A 17,474-nucleotide genomic window follows, 5' to 3' on the forward strand; every position below is an offset into this window, starting at 1 on the left:
CATCAAGACAGCGTCAACAAGACATCCCCGGTATTGGCGGCAGGCCGACGCGTTTTATGGAAGGTTTGATAGCGGTCTGAATTAGCGATGATCACCGGCGTGATGGTGTCAAAACCGGCTTTTTCGATAGCGGCAAGGTCGAAGTCGATCAGTAAATCTCCGCGCTTCACGCTCTGATTCTCCTTCACGTGCATGGCGTAGTGCTGGCCGTTGAGCTGGACGGTATCCAGCCCAATGTGGATCAGGATTTCAGCCCCGTTGTCGGACAAAATATGCAGCGCGTGGCCAGAATCAAATGTGGCGGTCACGACTCCATCGACCGGGGAATAGACCTTGCCCTCGGTGGGCTGGATCGCGATGCCATCCCCCACCACGCCGCTGGAGAATACTTTGTCGTTGACCTGTTCAAGCGCCACCACGCGCCCGGTGACGGGCACCATAATGTCTTCAGCAATATTGGCAGATATGGCGGTAACTGGCTGAGTTTTAGCATTTTTCCCAAGTGAAGCGCTGGGTGACGGCGCAGGAGCTGACTCATCAATCGGGTCTTCAAAGCCGACGATGTAGGTCAGTACCGCCGCCATCACGAAGGAGATCACGATGCCGAGGATCAGCCCGCCGAAGCCTTCGCCGTAGAAAATCGGCAGGGTCAGCAAGCTTGGAATACCGGTAGAAATCGCCGCGCTGTTGGAGTAACCCACCACGCCGCCGCCGACCGCAGCGGCAATTACCGCGCAGACAAAGGGCTTCTTCAGTTTTAGGGTTACGCCGTAAACCGCAGGCTCGGTAATGCCAAACAGCGCGGTGATAAAGGTACTTCCCGCCAGCGCTTTCATCTTTTTATTACGCGTTTTGCACATTACGCCGAGCACGGCCCCGGCCTGAGCAAATACCGCCGGTACCGTCGAGGCTTTTAAGGTGCTGCGCCCCAGCACGGTAATGTCGTTGATGATCACGGGCGTAAAGGCCCAGTGCATGCCGAAGATGACGAACACCTGCCACAGCGCGGCGAATAGCGCGCTGGCAATAATCGGGTTATAGCTGAAGATGGCAACGAAAACGCCCGCCGCCGCCTCGCTGGTGTAAATCCCCACCGGCCCCAGCGTGACTAGCGTCAGCGGCACCATCACCACCAGCAGCAGGAACGGCGTGATGATGTTGCGCACGGTTTCGTGAATGAATTTATTCAGCAGTCGCTCTAAGTGACACATGACGTAAACCGACAGAATGATCGGCACCACCGTCGAGGTGTACTTCATCATCACCACCGGAATGCCGAAGAAGGTTACCTCCACCTGACGGGTGAACAGGTCAATCATCGACGGATAAATCAGCGCCCCGGCAATCGACACCGCCACAAAGACGTTGCCCTGAAAACGCCGCGCCGAGGTAATGGCCAGCATGATTGGCAGGAAGTAGAAAAGGCTGTCGGAGGCGGCTTGCAGGATGATGTAAGTGGATTCGGTTTTATCCAGCCAGCCTTGGGAAGTGGCGATGTTCAGCAAGCCTTTCAGCACGCCAGCGGCGGCCATGGCCCCCAGCAGCGGGGTGAAAATCGCCGACACAATGTCAATCAGCTGCCCAATCCGGCTGCCGCTGCGTTTGGTCGGTTTTTCGCGGCTTTTGGTGTTGTCATCCAGCACGGAGGAGATCTCCCCCAGCTCGCGATACACCTCGGCTACCCGATTACCAATCACTATCTGGAACTGGCCGGAGCCGCTCACGGTAGTGATCACGCCGTCCAGCTGTTCTATCGCGGCGGTGTCGGCTTTTTCGTTGTCACGCAGGGAAAACCGCAGGCGCGTCGCACAGTGCACCACCGTCTCGACGTTACTTTCACCGCCGACTAGCCTTAATAAATTTTCTGCCAGAGATTTGATATTCATCGTTTTTATCCTAATCAGCGAACTGACTTGCCAAATTTCGGCCAAAAAAAAACCTGATTCGAAGGCTGCCAGTTAAGACAGACTTCGAATCAGGTTTCGCTCAGGGCACTGCTCTGATAACGTCCCGGAAGCTCGTTTATAGCGTTGTCTAAATCTTCAAACAACAGCAGAAATAGCGTTCTGTGATAAGGCTCATAGAATGAAATTTGTGCAACAGCACAAATTTTAGCTCAACAGATGCAAAGATGGGCCGTCAGTGGCGCAGCCAATTTGGATTCGGACTGCGCGCAAGAACCCGAGCGTACACGTAGTACGTGAGGGTTATGAGCACAGCGCGGATTCAAAGTGGCAAGCAAACTAGGCCCAAAGGACTAAATGCTACCACCAGCGGAGATGGTGAAACCTACATCCACCATCTTCGGCGTCACCGCCTCGCCGCGCAGCCTCGCCAGCATTCTCTCGGCGGTAATTTGCCCCATGCGTTCGCGCGGCGTCAGCACGCTGGCGAGCTGTGGCTCCATCGCCTGCCCCATGTTGTGGCCGTGGAAACCGGCAATCGCCATTTGCGAAGGGATATGCAGACCCTGACGCTGGCATTCGAAAAACGCCCCGGCCGCCAAGTCATCATTGGTACAAAAAATACTGTCGATTTGCGGCCAGTCCTGCTGCGCCTGCTTTAGCAGCTCGGCCCCGGCGGAATAACTCGACGAGCGGCTGGTCATCACGCTGTAAGGCACCAGCCCCGATTCGCGCATCGCCTGTTCGTAACCCTGCTGCTTAATCAGCGTTCGCTCATCCTGACGCGCGCCGAAATAGACCACGTGGCGATGCCCGCGAGCAATAATCTGCTGGGTCATTTGCCGCGCCGCTTCATAGTTGTTGAAGCCGACGGCTAAATCGACGCAGGGCGAGACGCAATCCATCATTTCCACTACTGGGATGCCCGCCACTTCAATCATCTTCAGGGTGCGCGGGGTGTGGTTGCGCTCTGACAAGATAAGCCCGTCGATATTGTAAGAGAGCAGCGACGTCAGCCGCTGTTCCTCGCGCTCCGGGCTGTAGCCGTAGTGCGCTAGCATGGTCTGATAGCCATGAATATCGGTGACGCTTTCAATGCCACGCAGCACTTCGGCGAACACTTGGTTAGTCAGTGAAGGCAGCAGCACGCCGATGGCGCGGCTCTTGGCGTTGGAAAGAATGTCAGGGGCGCGGTTCGGGATATAACCCAGTTCATCAAGCGCCGCGGAGATTTTCTCTTGCAGCACGGCAGAAACCTGCTCAGGGTTGCGCAAATAACGGCTGACCGTCATTTTGGTGATGCCCACTTTGTCGGCAACGTCCTGCAGCACTGGCCGTTTTTTCTTGGATATTTTCAATTAGATAAAGCCAATGAACGGGTTAAGGGTTGATGCCGTGATCTTAGCAAAGTTTCCACCTGACGGATAACTGTACGTCGCGGCAATCAGAGGCGGGTCAACAAAAGAAAGGGGGGCGAGCAATAAAAAAGCGACACCTAAGTGCCGCTTTTCGTTAGTTATCAGCGCTACTGGCACTGATTTCAGCTTACGTTGCCGTCACACCGGCGGCAGGTCAAACAGCAGGATTTCGCTGTCAACGTCGGCGTGAATCGACAGCGCGGTTTCATCCCAGATAGCAAAGGCGTCGCTGGTTGAAGCTTTCTGGCCGTTAATCTCAACGGTGCCTTTGACCACTTGGATCCACACGCGGCGCTCAGCCGAAATCTGATACACCGACTGCTCGTCTTTCTTTAGCGCCCAGCGAGAAAGCTCCATATCCTGGAACACTTTCAGCGAGCCGTCGCGCGCATCTGGCGACAGCACCAGCTGGCGGCCCTGAGGCGCATCGAACAGGCGTTGCTCATAACGTGGCGCAATGCCTGTTTTTTCAGGAATGATCCAAATCTGGTACAGGTGCAGCTTCTTATCTGCGCTGCCGTTGTACTCCGAGTGCGTCACGCCGGTACCGGCACTCATAATCTGGAATTCACCCGCGTGGATCTGCTCTTTGTTGCCCATGCTGTCCTGATGCTCCACGGTGCCTTCCAGCACGTAGGTCAGAATTTCCATGTCTTTATGCGGGTGCTTGCCAAAGCCTTGGCCAGCATCGATAAAATCTTCGTTAATCACCCGCAGCGCGGAGAAACCCATAAAGTTCGCATCATAATAATCGGCGAAGGAGAACGTATGCCAGCTATCAAGCCAGCCATGGTTTGCGTGACCGCGTTCTTGTGCTTTGCGTAAGTAGATCATGTTCAACTCTCCTCAATGTTTTCTCTAGTCTAGTCAACGCCGGAGAATAAGAAAGCGTAAAAATCTCACTCCTCTGTTCAAATAATATGAACAAGTGTAGACAGCTAAATTCAAAGGATTTGTTGGTGTTGAGAAGTAGGAGAGTGTGAAGAAAGATAACTATTTTTTCCTAAATAGTTTGAGTTGTGGGAAGGCGGCAAGGTTGCGAGTCCCCAGAAGCATACATTGGTATGTGACTGGGGTGAGCAACCGCAGCCAACGCATCCACAGCTCAAAATATGACGGAAAAAAAAAGCCAGCACCCGGCTGGCTAAGAAACACTGGAAGCAATGTGAGCAATGTCGTGCATTCTGGAGACCCGTTTGACCATGGTGTGTGGCCATCTCCGGAACACATGACAATAATAATCATTATCATTCGCACTTGTAAAGCACTTTTTTTCGCCAAACTATTGATTGACTCTTTTTTAAAGACGGATAAATTCAGAGGTTATTCAAGCAGTAAACACCACATCCACTCTAAAAAAAAAGGAAGTTGCTATGAGCGAGAACGAGTCCGGCAAATCGAGTCAGTTCAGCGTCCGTCATTCATTACCAAGCGATGCTGCGCAGCTTAATCATCTTTATGCCCAGACTCAGCTCTACAGCGACACCCTGCAACTCCCTCTGCCGACCCTCGCCCGCTGGGAAGAGCGGCTAGCCGACACCTCCCCTAGCCTTTTCAGCTATGTGGCGTGCGACGGCGATCGGATCGTGGGGCAGATAACCTTAAGAATTGAGCCAAACCTGCGCCGCCGCCACGTTGCTTCTTTCGGCATGGGCGTTGACGCGAGTTATCACGGCCAAGGCGTCGGCAGCCTGCTGCTGAAAACCATCACCGACCTTTGCGATAACTGGATTAACGTGCGGCGCATCGAGCTGACCGTGTTTGTCGACAACCAGGCGGCGCTGGCGCTGTATCAAAAGTTTGGGTTTGAAATCGAAGGCACCAGTCCCTGCTATGCCGTTCGCGACGGAAAATTCGTGGATGCGCACCATATGGGGCGAGTAACGACTGGCGCTGTTTGATGGTTTTTAGGTTTTGCTCCTCCCTCTTGTCAGGGGGAGGAGCAAAAGGCCCTACTCCAGATAATGCCTCAACGCGCCGGCGGCCTGGGCCAGCGCGACTTTCACGGCGGGAATTTCAGCCAGCGGGTTGAGCAGCCCATAGTCATGAATCAGCCCGTCATACCTGACCAGAGTGACCTCCACCCCGGCTTCATTGAGCTTGCGGCCATAAGCTTCCCCTTCATCGCGTAAAACATCATATTCGGCGACTTGGATCAGGGCTGGAGGCAGGCCCGCGAGCTGTTCGGGTTTGGCTTGAAGCGGCGAGGCGTGCAGCTCTTGGCGTTTTCCGGCGTCGGTGGTGTAAGCGTCCCAAAACCACTTCATCATATTACGGGTCAGGAAGAAGCCTTCAGGGTAACGCTGGTAGGATTCTGTCTCGAAATTGGCGTCAGTGACCGGCCAAAGCAGCAGCTGGAAGGCGATATGCGGCGCGCCTTTTTCTTTCGCCATCAGGGCCACGGCGGCGGACATATTCCCCCCGACGCTATTACCGGCCACTGCCAGCCGCGAACTGTCGACGTTGATTTCATCTCCGTGCTCCGCCACCCATTTAGTCGCGGCGTAAGCCTCGTTGATCGCCACCGGATACTGCGCCTCGGGGGATGGCGTGTAGTTAACGAATACCGCCACCGCGCCGCTGCCGACCACTAAATCACGGACCAAACGCTTATGGGTTGGGAAGTCACCGAGGATCCAGCCACCGCCGTGAAAGAACATAAACGCCGGAAGCTTTTTGCTATGACCAATCGGGCGAACGATGGACAGCGTCACCGAGTGATCATCAACAATAATCACTTTTTCGCTGGTTTCGATGCCACTGAGGTTCACTTCCACCGACTTTTGCGCATCCACCAGCACCTGCCGCGCTTCTTTTGGCTCCAGCTGCTCCATCGGTTTCCCTCCGGCGCTGTTGAGTTGGGTCAGGAAATCTTCAATATGCCGATTGGTAGCGGCGTTTTCGGGCGATAAGGCTTTTTGAACTTGGCTCATCTCTGCTCCTCGGTATTTCCAGAATTCAGTGAGTGAGGAGTAAGTATAGAAGTGGATGACCGCCCTTGCAGAAAGGGCAAACTTCCCCGTTCTGTCACTTACCTGCCATTTTACTGTCATCCGCGCTGCTTATGTTCTGATTAACTTCACCGGAGGACAAGCCTATGTTTAGCATGGACACCGTACTTCAGGATCTCGACCCGCAGCGTAAAACCCCGTCATGGCAGCTTAGCCTGCTGAAAACTCTGTTCCACGAGAAAGACTTCCACCAGCTTGCCGACCAGCATCGCCACCTAAAAGGCATGGATATGGTCGAGCAGGTGCTAGAATATTTCGATATTCGCTGTGAACTGGCCGAACGCGATTTGGAGCAGATCCCAAGCTACGGTCCGGTGGTGGTGATTGCGAATCACCCGATTGGCACATTAGACGGTCTGGCATTGCTGCATGCCGTGGCCTCGGTGCGTCCGGATGTCAAAGTGATGGCCAACCGCCTGTTATCGCGCGTGGAGTCCATCAGCAGCCTGATGATTCCGGTGGATAATATGGGCAATCGCACACAGCGCTCGCAGGTCTCCGCGATGCAAGAGCATTTGGAAAACCAGGGCGTGCTGGTTGTCTTCCCGGCGGGCGAGGTGTCGCGCCTGAGTTCGAAAGGGGTGCGCGACGGCCGCTGGCATACCGGTTTTATTCGCATGGCCGCCAAGGTGCGCGCGCCCATTGTGCCGGTGCACATCAGTGGCAATAACAGCGCGCTGTTCTATCTCAGCTCGCTGGTTTATCGCCCGCTCTCTTCGCTGCTGCTGGTGCGGGAAATGTTCCGCCAGCGCGGCAACAGTTTGAAATTGCAGATTGGCGCGCGGATTCCTTATGCCAGTTGGCACGACGGACACACCCACGCCAATGATTTAGCCGAGCGTTTTCGTCGCCACGTTTATCGCCTTGGGCAAGGCAAAGAGGGGCTGTTCCAGTCAGAGTCGGCCATTGCCCGCGCCGAAGACCGCGCCGTGCTGAAACGGGCGCTTGAAGGCAGTGAAAAGCTGGGGCAGACGCCGGACGGCAAGCTTATCTATCTTTATCGCCGCAACGGCGAGGACTATGTGCCGATCCTGCGCGAGCTGGGGCGTCTGCGCGAAATCGCCTTCCGCGCGGTGGGTGAAGGCAGTGGCCGTCGCCGCGACCTCGACAGCTATGACGACAGCTATTATCACCTGGTGTTGTGGGATCCGCAGGATTTGGAAATCGTTGGCGCCTACCGTTTTATGCCGACCGCGGATCACGTGCAGGAGCACGGCATCGACACTATTTATAGCCAGAGCCTGTTCCATTACGGCCATCAGATGGACCCGATTTTAGCCCAGGGCATTGAGCTTGGCCGCAGCTTTATCCAACCCGCCTACTGGGGGAAACGCGGCCTCGACTACCTGTGGCTGGGCATTGGGGCCTATCTGGCGAAGTATCCGCAAACCCGCTATCTGTTTGGCCCGGTGTCGATTTCCGGCGGCCTGCCTCTGGCGGCTCGCGACCTGCTGATTGCCTTCTACCGGATTTACTTTGCTCCGACCCTGCCGCTGGCGACTTCGCGCCGCCCTTATCCGGCTTCGCTGCCCGACGTGCTGGCGCAGTTCTCCGGCGAGGACTATGCCGAAGACCTTCAGCGCCTGAAAAGAATGTTGAGTAATCTGGGCTGCGCCATTCCGCCGCTGTACAAGCAGTACACCGAGCTGTGCGAGGCGGGCGGCGTGCAGTTTATCGACTTCGGCTCAGACCCGGCGTTCAATAACTGCATTGACGGACTGGTCTTGGTGGATTTGAGCCAACTCAAAACTGCCAAGTTTGAGCGTTACATTGGCGTGCATCAGTGTCAGAAATCCGCCTAAACGGCACTTTCCTACCGATTTATCATCCTTTTCCTTATCTTCAGATGCGTCCTACAAGCAGGTAGGACGCGCCTGACTGCCGACGTTATCTCCATTCTCTATATTGCGTGACAGCACCACTCAGTACGCCAGCTTCGCGGCGCGCCGGGTGTTTTCATCCCACATTCCGCGTGGTGGTCAATGGCAGTAATGCGAAGGTATCTTAATCAGCAGCGGGGCCAATCCCTGGCGCTCAAAAATATGCTAGTTTCCGATGATAACGCGGCCGTCACTGCGATGGCTGGCTCAGGGCTTGATCTGACAGCCGATGGCTCATCATTGCCAGGGTCGGGGTGAAGGTTAGTTTCTAGAAGCGAGTAGAGTCAACATCACGCCAGAGGCGCAGGAAACTGCGCCTTTTTTATTTCACTTCGCAACTGTTCCCTTTTCTCTGCAATGCGTTGTTGGCTTTCGGGCGACTGCTTCGCCACGAGTTGTTTGAAGTTCCCCATTTTCCTCTCCCTATAAGTCTCATATGCCTAAAATATGACCTATCAGCTATAGTTTCAATACTCATACAAGTAGTTAGGGGATGATAAATGGCGAAAAAGGCAGCTTCCCCATCGCGAAGCTGCCCTGTTGTTAAGCCCGCAATCTCACGTTGGCGTCCATTCCCATGCTGCGCAGACGCGAGTCGAGGGCTTTCATGCATTTGTCATAGCCGCCGGGGCCTTGCAGCGGATCGGGGAGGTCCGCCAGATAGCCAAGTTTTCTGCCGATCATCAGGGTTTCCATAACGCTGTGATGTCCGGAAAGCGTCATCAGCGCGGCGTACATTATCAGGATTTTTTCCCGGCTTTGCTTCTCTTGCGACGAACACTGGGCGAAGGGCTTCGACATCTCCAGATGCTGAATAACAAACTGCCCCGTCCCCGACGCACCGGCGATAAATGGCGTGCCGCTGACCTTAAAGCGCTTGGCCGTGTCAGAGGTTGGGATGCGCTCATTGCTCGATTTTGCATGGTTGATGCGCTGCGGGAAAAAGTTCTCCGTGGAGGGGCGTCGGTTCAACGTGTCGACAATCCCCGCGTGGCGGTTTTCGCGACTGCTGCTGCGCACCTGGTCGGAACGAATCTTCTGCCTGCCGCGATCGGTAAACACCGATTGGGAGCGAATTTGCTGGGAGACGGCGGGCTTGTAGTAGTTCATCGCGCTACCCAGCACGTCGATGGTTTGCTTGATGGAGCCCTGCAAACGGTTAGCCAGCACGGCGCTGCTTTCGCCTGAACGCGACCAATCTTTTAATTCGCGCTCCAGCTCCCCGGCCTTCCTTAAACCCCGGTGCAAATCGGCCACCGTCGCTTTGTCCATGCCCGCAGTGAATTCGCTGAAACGGCTTTCGCACGAGCGCAGGGTGCCAATCATCTGGTGCATATGGTTGACCAATAGGCTGGTCTGACTGCTGCTCATATTGCTCCATAAATGTACTGCCCAGCGCGACTCCCGCTGCGTGGCGGCGACATCATTGCCGCGCACGTCAAACTTCGGCGGCGTGGCGGCAAGGGTGTTGGCGCGAGGGCGCGAGCTGCTTTGCGCCGGTGGAGCAGCAGGCGGTCGGCTGGTGGAAGGTAGCGGATTGCGCCTGACTTCCTGCTGGGCCAGCGGATGTAAATTATTCTGGCGCGGCGGCTCATAGGCAGGCAGCGGAATGATTTTCGGGTGCGGCGGCGGTGGCATCGGCACATAGTCGTACTGCCGATGATTGCTGGTCGACGCATAGAGACTGTTAATCGGCGGTGGTGGCATCGGCACATGCACCGGCGGCAGCGGCACATTCCCTGGACGCGGTGCGGCCGGCATCGGTCCCCAATTACCATTATTAGGTTGTTGATAAATCTGCTGATTATTCGGCAGCGCAGGCTGCTGATAAATATAATTTTGCGGATGAGCAGGCGGTTCGGGCGGCCGATAAATGTAATTATTATTCGGCATTCCGTAGTTATATGGGTTTGGCATGGTGAGTATCCATTCGATTCGATGATGAATATCAAAGTTGTCTTCAGATGACGAAGATTTGAGTGGATAATCGTTTGGGTTAGTTCCGCCCGCTGTGCAGATGTTAATCAGCCTACCCAATAATGAGCCAAATCGCCGTACTCGGCCTTGGCGCAGGATCTCGGTCAGGAAAATATGACCAGCTTCGTGAAGCTGTTTAGTTAAAACCAGTCAGTGCGCTAACCAAAAGCCGCGAAACGGCAGCCTTTTTATTTTTACTGAGCGCGGCGCATATTCCGAATAAGGTCTAAAAGAAATTTCGGTTATTTATTCCAGCCATTTTGGCTCGAACATCGCTGGGTTGGCACGCACTTCATTAATAATGAAGTCTACAAAAGCCCGGACCTTGGGAGACAGATGCCGATTAGAGGGCCAAATAAGTGATAATGAACCAAGGGGAACCATAAACTCGGTGAGTATCGGTTGCAGAAGTTTATTTTTTATCGCGCTTTCCGCAACATAAACAGGTAAATGGGCAATACCGAGTCCATCAATGGCAGCGCGTAACCCGGCATCCGTATTATTAAAGATAAGATTACGGGGAAGACTTAAGTGTGTATTAGGCGCTGAAAACGACCATTGGGCGAGGAGACCATTTGAGGGATATTTAAAATGGATACAATTATGTTTGACGAGATCGGTAGGGTCCTGGGGAGTACCCTGTTTTTCTAAATAACTTTTAGAACCACAAACAACAAAATGCTGCTCCCCTAGCCGATGACCAATCAATCGCGTATCCCTGAGCTCCCCACTTCTCACCGCAATATCTATCCCTTCGCCAATTATATCAATCACACGATCCTCAAAATCGATATCGAGTTCGATTTCTGGATACACCTTTAGGAACTCAGGTAGCAATGGCATAAGCAGATTGTGGCCGAAGATCTGCGGCACGCTCACACGCAGTCTGCCCTTAGGACGCGACCGCGTGGACGAAATCATCGCCTGTGCGTCGTAAATATCATCCAGTATATGCTTACAACGCTCATAAAAAATCGCACCTTCTTCCGTTAGCCCAATACTGCGGGTTGTTCTGTAGAAAAGCCTAACCCCCAGCTCGTTCTCAAGTCTGGCTACACTTTTAGCAATGGCGGAAGAAGAGACACCCAGAACTCGGCCCGCACCTGCATAACTGAGAAGCTCAGCGGCAGAAACGAACGCGGTCATCCCCTTAAGGCTTTCCATAATGACCTTATACGCATTAAAGACATTTTTTCTTTAGTGTAAGGTCGGTTAGAGGGATTTACAAATCATTACGTTGAATTTATTCTCCAATTACCATTTATCATCGGTCATACCTTGATAGAAAATTAAATTAACAGTACTGCATATCAATAATGGAATAGTTAACAAGGAGACTCAGCGTTATTCTTGTTGCAAAGAAAAAACGCATCTAATACACAGCGCGTTATTTCAGGCACACATTCCGCATATGCAAATTAAATATAACGGTAAATAATATAACTCAACGAGAAGTTCTCGGCTTTATACTATGGGTATCAACAAGGCCTATTATTGATCAGGAACCCGTCAGAATAGCGAATGGAATGACTGAGAGTGACCTGAAAGAAGCGATTCTTCTGGCCGAAAAAAAGATGATCTATCGGGCTGTCCGGGCATTTCTTGAAGGCCGAATAACGCTTAACGAGGACAAGGTCATTTACGAGGAAAATAGTCATGTATAAGATAAAGAATAATATTATTGCTGCGAGCTGCGTCGCGAGCATTCTTTTTATCGCTATAACAACACTTGGATTATCCCTCGCGACATTGCCTCTATATATTAATGAGTCCTTGGGGTATTCCGCTTTTTATGTTGGTCTGGTTGTCGCCACTGAATCATTATCAACACTGTTTTCTCGAGCAGCCGCTGGTCGATATTCTGACAATCATGGACCACGAAAAGGTATGGTGCTGGGACTGTCCCTCACCTTGCTGGCGGGGCTATTATGTTTATTTTCATTCGGTTTTATTGATTCAGCTAAAGTCGCTTTATCTGTCATTATTTTTTCGCGAATACTCATGGGTATTGGCGAAAGCTTAATTTTTACTTGCAGTGGCACATGGCCTATTGGCCTCGTCGGTCGAGAACATGCCGGGAAAATTATGTCTTGGGTGGGTATTGCCATGTTCCTGGGCTTAGCGCTGGGTAATTATGCAGGTACATGGTCGTATTACCACACTGGTATTACTATTTCTGCTATTGCTATGACGGTTCTACCTGCGTTTGGTCTTTTGCTCGTCGCCATCATTAAACCTGTGGCAACGCATCCCGAAAAAAATCACGCGAAACTTTCCTATGCGATCCAAAGAATATGGAAAGCGGGATCGGGATTCTCGCTGGCCAATATAGGTTATGCCTCTATTACGACGTTTCTCGTGCTCTATTTTATTAAAAATGGATGGGGAAGTCAGGCAGCCGTCGCCTTAGCTCTATTTGGCGTAGGTTATGTTGTTTCAAGACTAACCTTGGGGTGGAAAGCAGACAGTTCAGGTTTAAAACTGACACTGTTTTCAATTGCCATTGAAGCCATTGGTTTATTATTGATTGCACTTTCATCTCATCCCTACGAGGCAATGCTGGGCTCTTTCTTAACAGGATTCGGCCTGTCAATGATTTACCCCTTGCTTGCCCTTCCGGCATTAAAAAGTATGCCTGATGAAAATATCGGTCTGGCGCTGAGTACCTATGAGTCTTGTTTTGATATAGGGATCTTAATTGCAGGACTGGTGGGCGGAGGCATTGTGTCACTATTTGGCTATCCCGCCGTATTTCTCTTTGCCTTCGTCTGCTGCCTGTTAGCCTCTTTTTCATCGGTATTGGCTTACAAGCAAATATCCAACGAAGACCCCAAGCTGATGCGTGAAAAGGCCACTCTTAACTAAAAATAAGAGTGCCACTCAGTCCAGCACGTCGTGGAGTTGATTAGATGAGCGACCCAATCGACGTTCTGGGCTGAGCTACCTCAGTGCGATTTTATGATCATCCGGCGCGCACCAGCTCCTGCGCGCAGGCCCACGCCGAGCTCCAGGCCCACTGGAAATTGTAGCCGCCGAGCCAGCCGGTGACGTCAACCACTTCGCCGATGAAGTACAGGCCGGATACCTTGGTGGCGCCCATGGTTTTGGATGACAGCTCTTTGGTGTCGACGCCGCCGAGGGTGACTTCCGCCGTGCGATAGCCTTCGGTACCGTTCGGCTGAACGCGCCAGTTTTGTAGCTGTTCGACTAATTCTGCCTGCTGCGGCACGTTGAGCTGCTTGAGGGTGACATCGGGAATTTGGCCGAGGGTTTGCAGACACTCAACCAGACGCTTCGGCAGCTGCATCGCCAGCGTATTTTTCAGGCTTTGGTTAGGGTGCTGCTGGCGCTGATCGTTCAAAAAGCCGGCTAAATCTAGCTCAGGAAGTAAGTTAACGCTCACAAACTCGCCTGGCTGCCAGTAGCTGGAAAGCTGTAAAACCGCCGGGCCGGACATGCCGCGATGGGTGAACAGGATGCTTTCGCGAAACACCGTGCCGTCTTCGGCAGTCAAAACCGACGGCACCGAAACGCCGGACAGGGTCTGCAGATGGTCCAACAGCGGCTTATGCAGCGTAAAGGGCACCAAGCCGGCTCGGGTTGGTAGCACTTTCAGGCCAAATTGCTCCGCCAGGCGATATCCCCATGGCGATGCGCCGAGGCCCGGCATGGATAATCCGCCGCTCGCCACAACAAGTGAGTGAGTACTTACAGTTGAGCCGTTCACATTGATTTCAAAGCCAGTTTCGGTTTTCACCACCGAGGTGATTTCGCTGCGCAGGCGGATTTCCACCTTGCCCTTCGCGCATTCACTCTCCAGCATAGCGACGATTTGCTGCGCCGAGTCATCGCAGAACAGCTGGCCGAGGGTTTTCTCATGCCACGCGATGCCATGGCGGTTAACCATGTCGATGAAATCCCACTGGGTGTAGCGCGCCAGCGCCGATTTGCAGAAATGCGGATTGTTGGAAAGATAAGCCGCCGGTTCGGCATACAGATTGGTGAAGTTACAGCGCCCACCCCCTGACATGAGGATTTTTCGGCCCGCTTTTTTGCCGTTGTCGAGCAGCACAACGCGGCGGCCACCCTGACCCGCCAGCGCGGCACAAAACATGCCCGCAGCGCCTGCGCCAACCACGACTACATCAACCTGTTCCACATCGGCCTCACTTTTTTCTGATCTTCAACTACGTTTAAAGTTGTACTGATTGCTGTACTTTTTTTGACAGAAAAGCAGGCTAAATAGTCGCCAGAAACCTGTCACGGGCGGCGATTGTAAGGTGCGGAAGGAGCTGATGCCAGCCGGGAAAGTAAATAGATGGCGCTGGTAACGAAATGTGTCATGAAAGACGGAGGAGTAACCTTCTGATTTGAAAAGAGTTACTTCGAACAAGCTACAAAATCAACCTGCTTTTAGTCAAAAAAATGTCATATTTTCCTTTTACCGTCGCCCCGTTCTCGCAGATAATGCGCGGCGTTCATGACCACAAACTGGCGTAACAATTATGCTGCATTTATTTGCCGGGTTAGACATCCATACCGGTTCGTTGTTGATCCTCGCGTTACTGTTTGTGCTGTTCTACGAAGCTATCAACGGCTTCCATGATACGGCTAACGCAGTAGCTACCGTCATCTATACCCGTGCAATGCGCTCGCAACTTGCGGTCGTTATGGCTGGGGTATTTAACTTCTTAGGCGTTATTCTCGGCGGATTGAGTGTGGCTTATGCCATCGTTCACCTCTTGCCGACTGACCTGCTACTGAATGTCGGTTCCACCCACGGTCTGGCCATGGTGTTCTCCATGCTGCTCGCCGCCATCATCTGGAACCTCGGCACTTGGTATTTTGGCCTTCCGGCCTCCAGCTCCCATACCCTGATTGGTGCCATCATCGGCGTCGGTTTGACTAATGCATTAGTGACTCACAGCTCGGTGGTCGATGCGTTAAACATTCCCAAAATGATAGGTATTTTCGCGTCGCTGATTGTCTCTCCACTGGTGGGGATGATTATGGCGGGGGCGATGATCTTCATTTTGCGTCGCTACTGGAGCGGCACCAAGAAACACGCGCGTATTCACCTGACGCCTGCTGAGCGTGAAAAGAAAGACGGCAAGAAGAAGCCGCCATTCTGGACCCGTATCGGCCTGATCCTGTCTGCTATCGGCGTGAGCTTCTCACACGGTGCGAACGACGGTCAGAAAGGCATTGGTCTGATTATGCTGGTGTTGATTGGTGTTGCGCCTGCGGGCTTCGTGCTGAATATGAATGCCACCGGTTACGACATCGCGCGTACCCGTGACGCAGTGACTCACTTGCAGCAATATTATCAGCAGCACAGCGACGCCCTGCCGCACGTGGTGGCGCTGACGCCGCTGGTGCCAACGCCGGACGAAGCGGCGGCTGATGCCGCAGATACGCAGAAAGAGAAAGTGTTCCACTGCGATAGCTCACACGCGCTGGACGCTATCGATCGCGCGCAATCACTGCTGGCGAATCTGCAATCTTACAGCGACCTGTCGCCAGAGCAGCGCAGTCACATGCGCCGCCTGCTGATGTGCGTGGCCGATACCGCAGACAAAGCCGCGAAGTTGGAAGAAACCTCTTCAGCCGATAAACGCTTCCTGGGCAACCTGAAAGGCGACATTCTGCAAACGGTAGAGTACGCGCCGCTATGGATCATTATTGCCGTCGCACTGGCCTTGGCGCTGGGTACGATGATTGGCTGGAAGCGCGTTGCGACCACCATCGGCGAGAAGATTGGCAAGAAAGGTATGACCTACGCGCAGGGCCTGTCAGCCCAGCTGACCGCCGCACTGTCGATTGGCGTGGCAAGTTATACCGGTATGCCGGTATCCACCACCCACGTACTCTCTTCAGCGGTTGCCGGTACCATGCTGGTTGACGGCGGCGGCGTGCAGAGCAAAACCGTGAAAAGCATCGCCATGGCATGGATCTTAACCCTGCCGGTGTCGATTGTGCTTTCAGGTAGCCTGTACTGGATCGCGCTGAAACTTATCTAATTTGATAAGTTGATTTGAGTTAGGTTAATAAATGCAAAAGGCGACTTGTTAATAGCAAGTCGCCTTTTTTATTGGCTGGAAAAGCAAAACCCCCTCCCTTAGCTGAACAATAAAACCTGTAGATTAGAACCAAATGAGCATCGCTAACATACTGACGAGGATTAGCCCGCACAGCGCCGTGGTTAACATAAACTGACCGCGCACTCGCTCACAACGGCGAATAAACTCAGGGTCGTGATGATCGGTATAGCGCTGAGCATAGATGTAGCTCACCAGTCTAATTTGCTTACTCGGCTGCCCGTGGGTGGTGAAGAATCCCCGCCCATCGACGTACTGATAAAGCAGCGGATCGCAGTCACGCAGCACCACCAGTAGCGCCCGCAAAGAAGAGTAATAGCGCAGCATATTCACGACGAAGACAAAACATAAAGCCCAAAACAGCGCAACGGGACTGATCATAATTCCCCCTCAAGACGGGTTCATCACGCAGACAACCATCAGAAAAACGGGCTGTCCTTAGTGATGACGCTTTGCGACCCCGCCCAACCTCTTATGACATCACACCCCCCGGGCAACCTCTCGCCCGCCCTCCTAACTCGTGCAGAAACTCGGGGGCGCAGGCATATTGCGTCGGCCCCCTAATATTGAGTGTAGGAAACGATATAAAAAAGTGGGGAAGTATTTATCTCTTGCCAGAAACGCGGGCGATGCGCTTGATTTATCTGTCCGTTTTAGCGCTATACTTAAGACATGGAACTCGCATGATGCTGAAATGGTTATTAACTGACTTATGGAAGGAGTTTTCTCATGTCTTACAAACACATACTCATTGCGGTTGATCTTTCCCCTGAAAGCAAAGTACTGGTAGAGAAAGCGGTTTCTATGGCGCGTCCTTATAACGCCAAAGTGTCACTCATTCATGTTGACGTAAATTATTCCGACCTGTACACCGGCCTGATTGACGTGAATTTGGGAGACATGCAGAAACGCATTTCTGAAGAGACTCACCACGCGTTGAACGAGCTGTCCCAGAATGCCGGCTATCCGATTTCAGAAACCCTGAGCGGCAGCGGTGATTTAGCCCAGGTGCTGGTTGATGCTATTAAGAAATATGACGTCGATTTGGTGCTGTGCGGCCATCATCAGGACTTCTGGAGCAAGCTGATGTCCTCCGCGCGCCAGCTGATCAACACCGTACACATCGATATGCTGATCGTCCCTCTGCGTGACGAAGAAGACGAAGCCGCCATCGACTAATCCCGCC

General features: G+C 53.0%; 13 protein-coding genes. 5 read left to right on the top strand and 8 right to left on the bottom strand.

The genetic code is table 11. The features are described from left to right. Positions 1–2: 2 nt before the first annotated feature. The 3 genes from V2154_RS20510 to V2154_RS20520 all read right to left on the bottom strand — a co-directional run bounded on the left by V2154_RS20510 (position 3) and on the right by V2154_RS20520 (position 4,156). Complete coding sequence (locus tag V2154_RS20510) at positions 3–1,886, bottom strand: beta-glucoside-specific PTS transporter subunit IIABC (RefSeq protein ID WP_353503642.1); 1,884 nt, start codon at positions 1,884–1,886, stop codon at positions 3–5. Positions 1,887–2,257: 371 nt separating this feature from the next. Continuing rightward, the gene (gene gntR / locus V2154_RS20515; RefSeq protein ID WP_353504041.1) at positions 2,258–3,256 is read right to left on the bottom strand and encodes a gluconate operon transcriptional repressor GntR; all 999 of its coding nucleotides are present in this window, start codon (positions 3,254–3,256) and stop codon (positions 2,258–2,260) included. A 204-nt stretch (positions 3,257–3,460) separates the two neighbouring features. After that, positions 3,461–4,156 carry a pirin family protein gene (locus V2154_RS20520; protein WP_353503643.1) on the bottom strand — a complete coding sequence of 232 codons (696 nt, stop codon included), beginning with the start codon at positions 4,154–4,156 and terminating at the stop codon, positions 3,461–3,463. Positions 4,157–4,695: 539 nt separating this feature from the next. Here V2154_RS20520 and V2154_RS20525 point away from each other — a divergent pair. Then, complete coding sequence (locus tag V2154_RS20525; protein ID WP_353503644.1) at positions 4,696–5,223, top strand: GNAT family N-acetyltransferase; 528 nt, start codon at positions 4,696–4,698, stop codon at positions 5,221–5,223. A gap of 51 nt (positions 5,224–5,274) precedes the next feature. Here the strand turns inward: V2154_RS20525 and V2154_RS20530 are convergent, their stop codons facing one another. Beyond that, positions 5,275–6,255, bottom strand: coding sequence for an alpha/beta hydrolase (locus V2154_RS20530; RefSeq protein WP_353503645.1), 981 nt, complete (start codon positions 6,253–6,255; stop codon positions 5,275–5,277). A 164-nt stretch (positions 6,256–6,419) separates the two neighbouring features. Here V2154_RS20530 and olsF point away from each other — a divergent pair, with 164 nt between their 5' ends. Continuing rightward, the gene (olsF, locus tag V2154_RS20535) at positions 6,420–8,135 is read left to right on the top strand and encodes a bifunctional ornithine lipid synthase OlsF (protein ID WP_353503646.1); all 1,716 of its coding nucleotides are present in this window, start codon (positions 6,420–6,422) and stop codon (positions 8,133–8,135) included. A 621-nt stretch (positions 8,136–8,756) separates the two neighbouring features. Here olsF and V2154_RS20540 read toward each other — a convergent pair. Both V2154_RS20540 and V2154_RS20545 read right to left on the bottom strand, forming a co-directional pair. After that, positions 8,757–10,130 carry a hypothetical protein gene (locus V2154_RS20540; protein ID WP_353503647.1) on the bottom strand — a complete coding sequence of 458 codons (1,374 nt, stop codon included), beginning with the start codon at positions 10,128–10,130 and terminating at the stop codon, positions 8,757–8,759. Positions 10,131–10,436: 306 nt separating this feature from the next. After that, positions 10,437–11,354, bottom strand: a complete 918-nt coding sequence (locus tag V2154_RS20545; RefSeq protein ID WP_353503648.1) for a LysR family transcriptional regulator — start codon at positions 11,352–11,354, stop codon at positions 10,437–10,439. 492 nt (positions 11,355–11,846) lie between these two features. Here V2154_RS20545 and V2154_RS20550 point away from each other — a divergent pair, with 492 nt between their 5' ends. After that, positions 11,847–13,055 carry an MFS transporter gene (locus tag V2154_RS20550; RefSeq protein ID WP_353503649.1) on the top strand — a complete coding sequence of 403 codons (1,209 nt, stop codon included), beginning with the start codon at positions 11,847–11,849 and terminating at the stop codon, positions 13,053–13,055. Positions 13,056–13,152: 97 nt separating this feature from the next. Here V2154_RS20550 and V2154_RS20555 read toward each other — a convergent pair whose 3' ends face one another. Then, positions 13,153–14,349 (bottom strand): BaiN/RdsA family NAD(P)/FAD-dependent oxidoreductase, encoded by a 1,197-nt coding sequence (locus V2154_RS20555; RefSeq protein ID WP_353503650.1) that lies wholly within the window; start codon positions 14,347–14,349, stop codon positions 13,153–13,155. Between the two features lie 346 nt (positions 14,350–14,695). On the opposite strand from V2154_RS20555, the gene pitA reads away from it, so the two are divergent. Then, positions 14,696–16,210 (top strand): inorganic phosphate transporter PitA, encoded by a 1,515-nt coding sequence (pitA, locus tag V2154_RS20560; RefSeq protein WP_353503651.1) that lies wholly within the window; start codon positions 14,696–14,698, stop codon positions 16,208–16,210. A 123-nt stretch (positions 16,211–16,333) separates the two neighbouring features. Here pitA and uspB read toward each other — a convergent pair whose 3' ends face one another. Next, positions 16,334–16,669 carry a universal stress protein UspB gene (gene uspB, locus V2154_RS20565; RefSeq protein WP_034793963.1) on the bottom strand — a complete coding sequence of 112 codons (336 nt, stop codon included), beginning with the start codon at positions 16,667–16,669 and terminating at the stop codon, positions 16,334–16,336. A gap of 348 nt (positions 16,670–17,017) precedes the next feature. On the opposite strand from uspB, the gene uspA reads away from it, so the two are divergent. Next, positions 17,018–17,467 (top strand): universal stress protein UspA, encoded by a 450-nt coding sequence (gene uspA / locus V2154_RS20570; protein WP_353503652.1) that lies wholly within the window; start codon positions 17,018–17,020, stop codon positions 17,465–17,467. Positions 17,468–17,474: the final 7 nt, after the last annotated feature.

Source organism: Ewingella sp. CoE-038-23 (assembly GCF_040419245.1).
GTDB classification, from domain to species: Bacteria; Pseudomonadota; Gammaproteobacteria; order Enterobacterales; family Enterobacteriaceae; genus Ewingella; species Ewingella allii.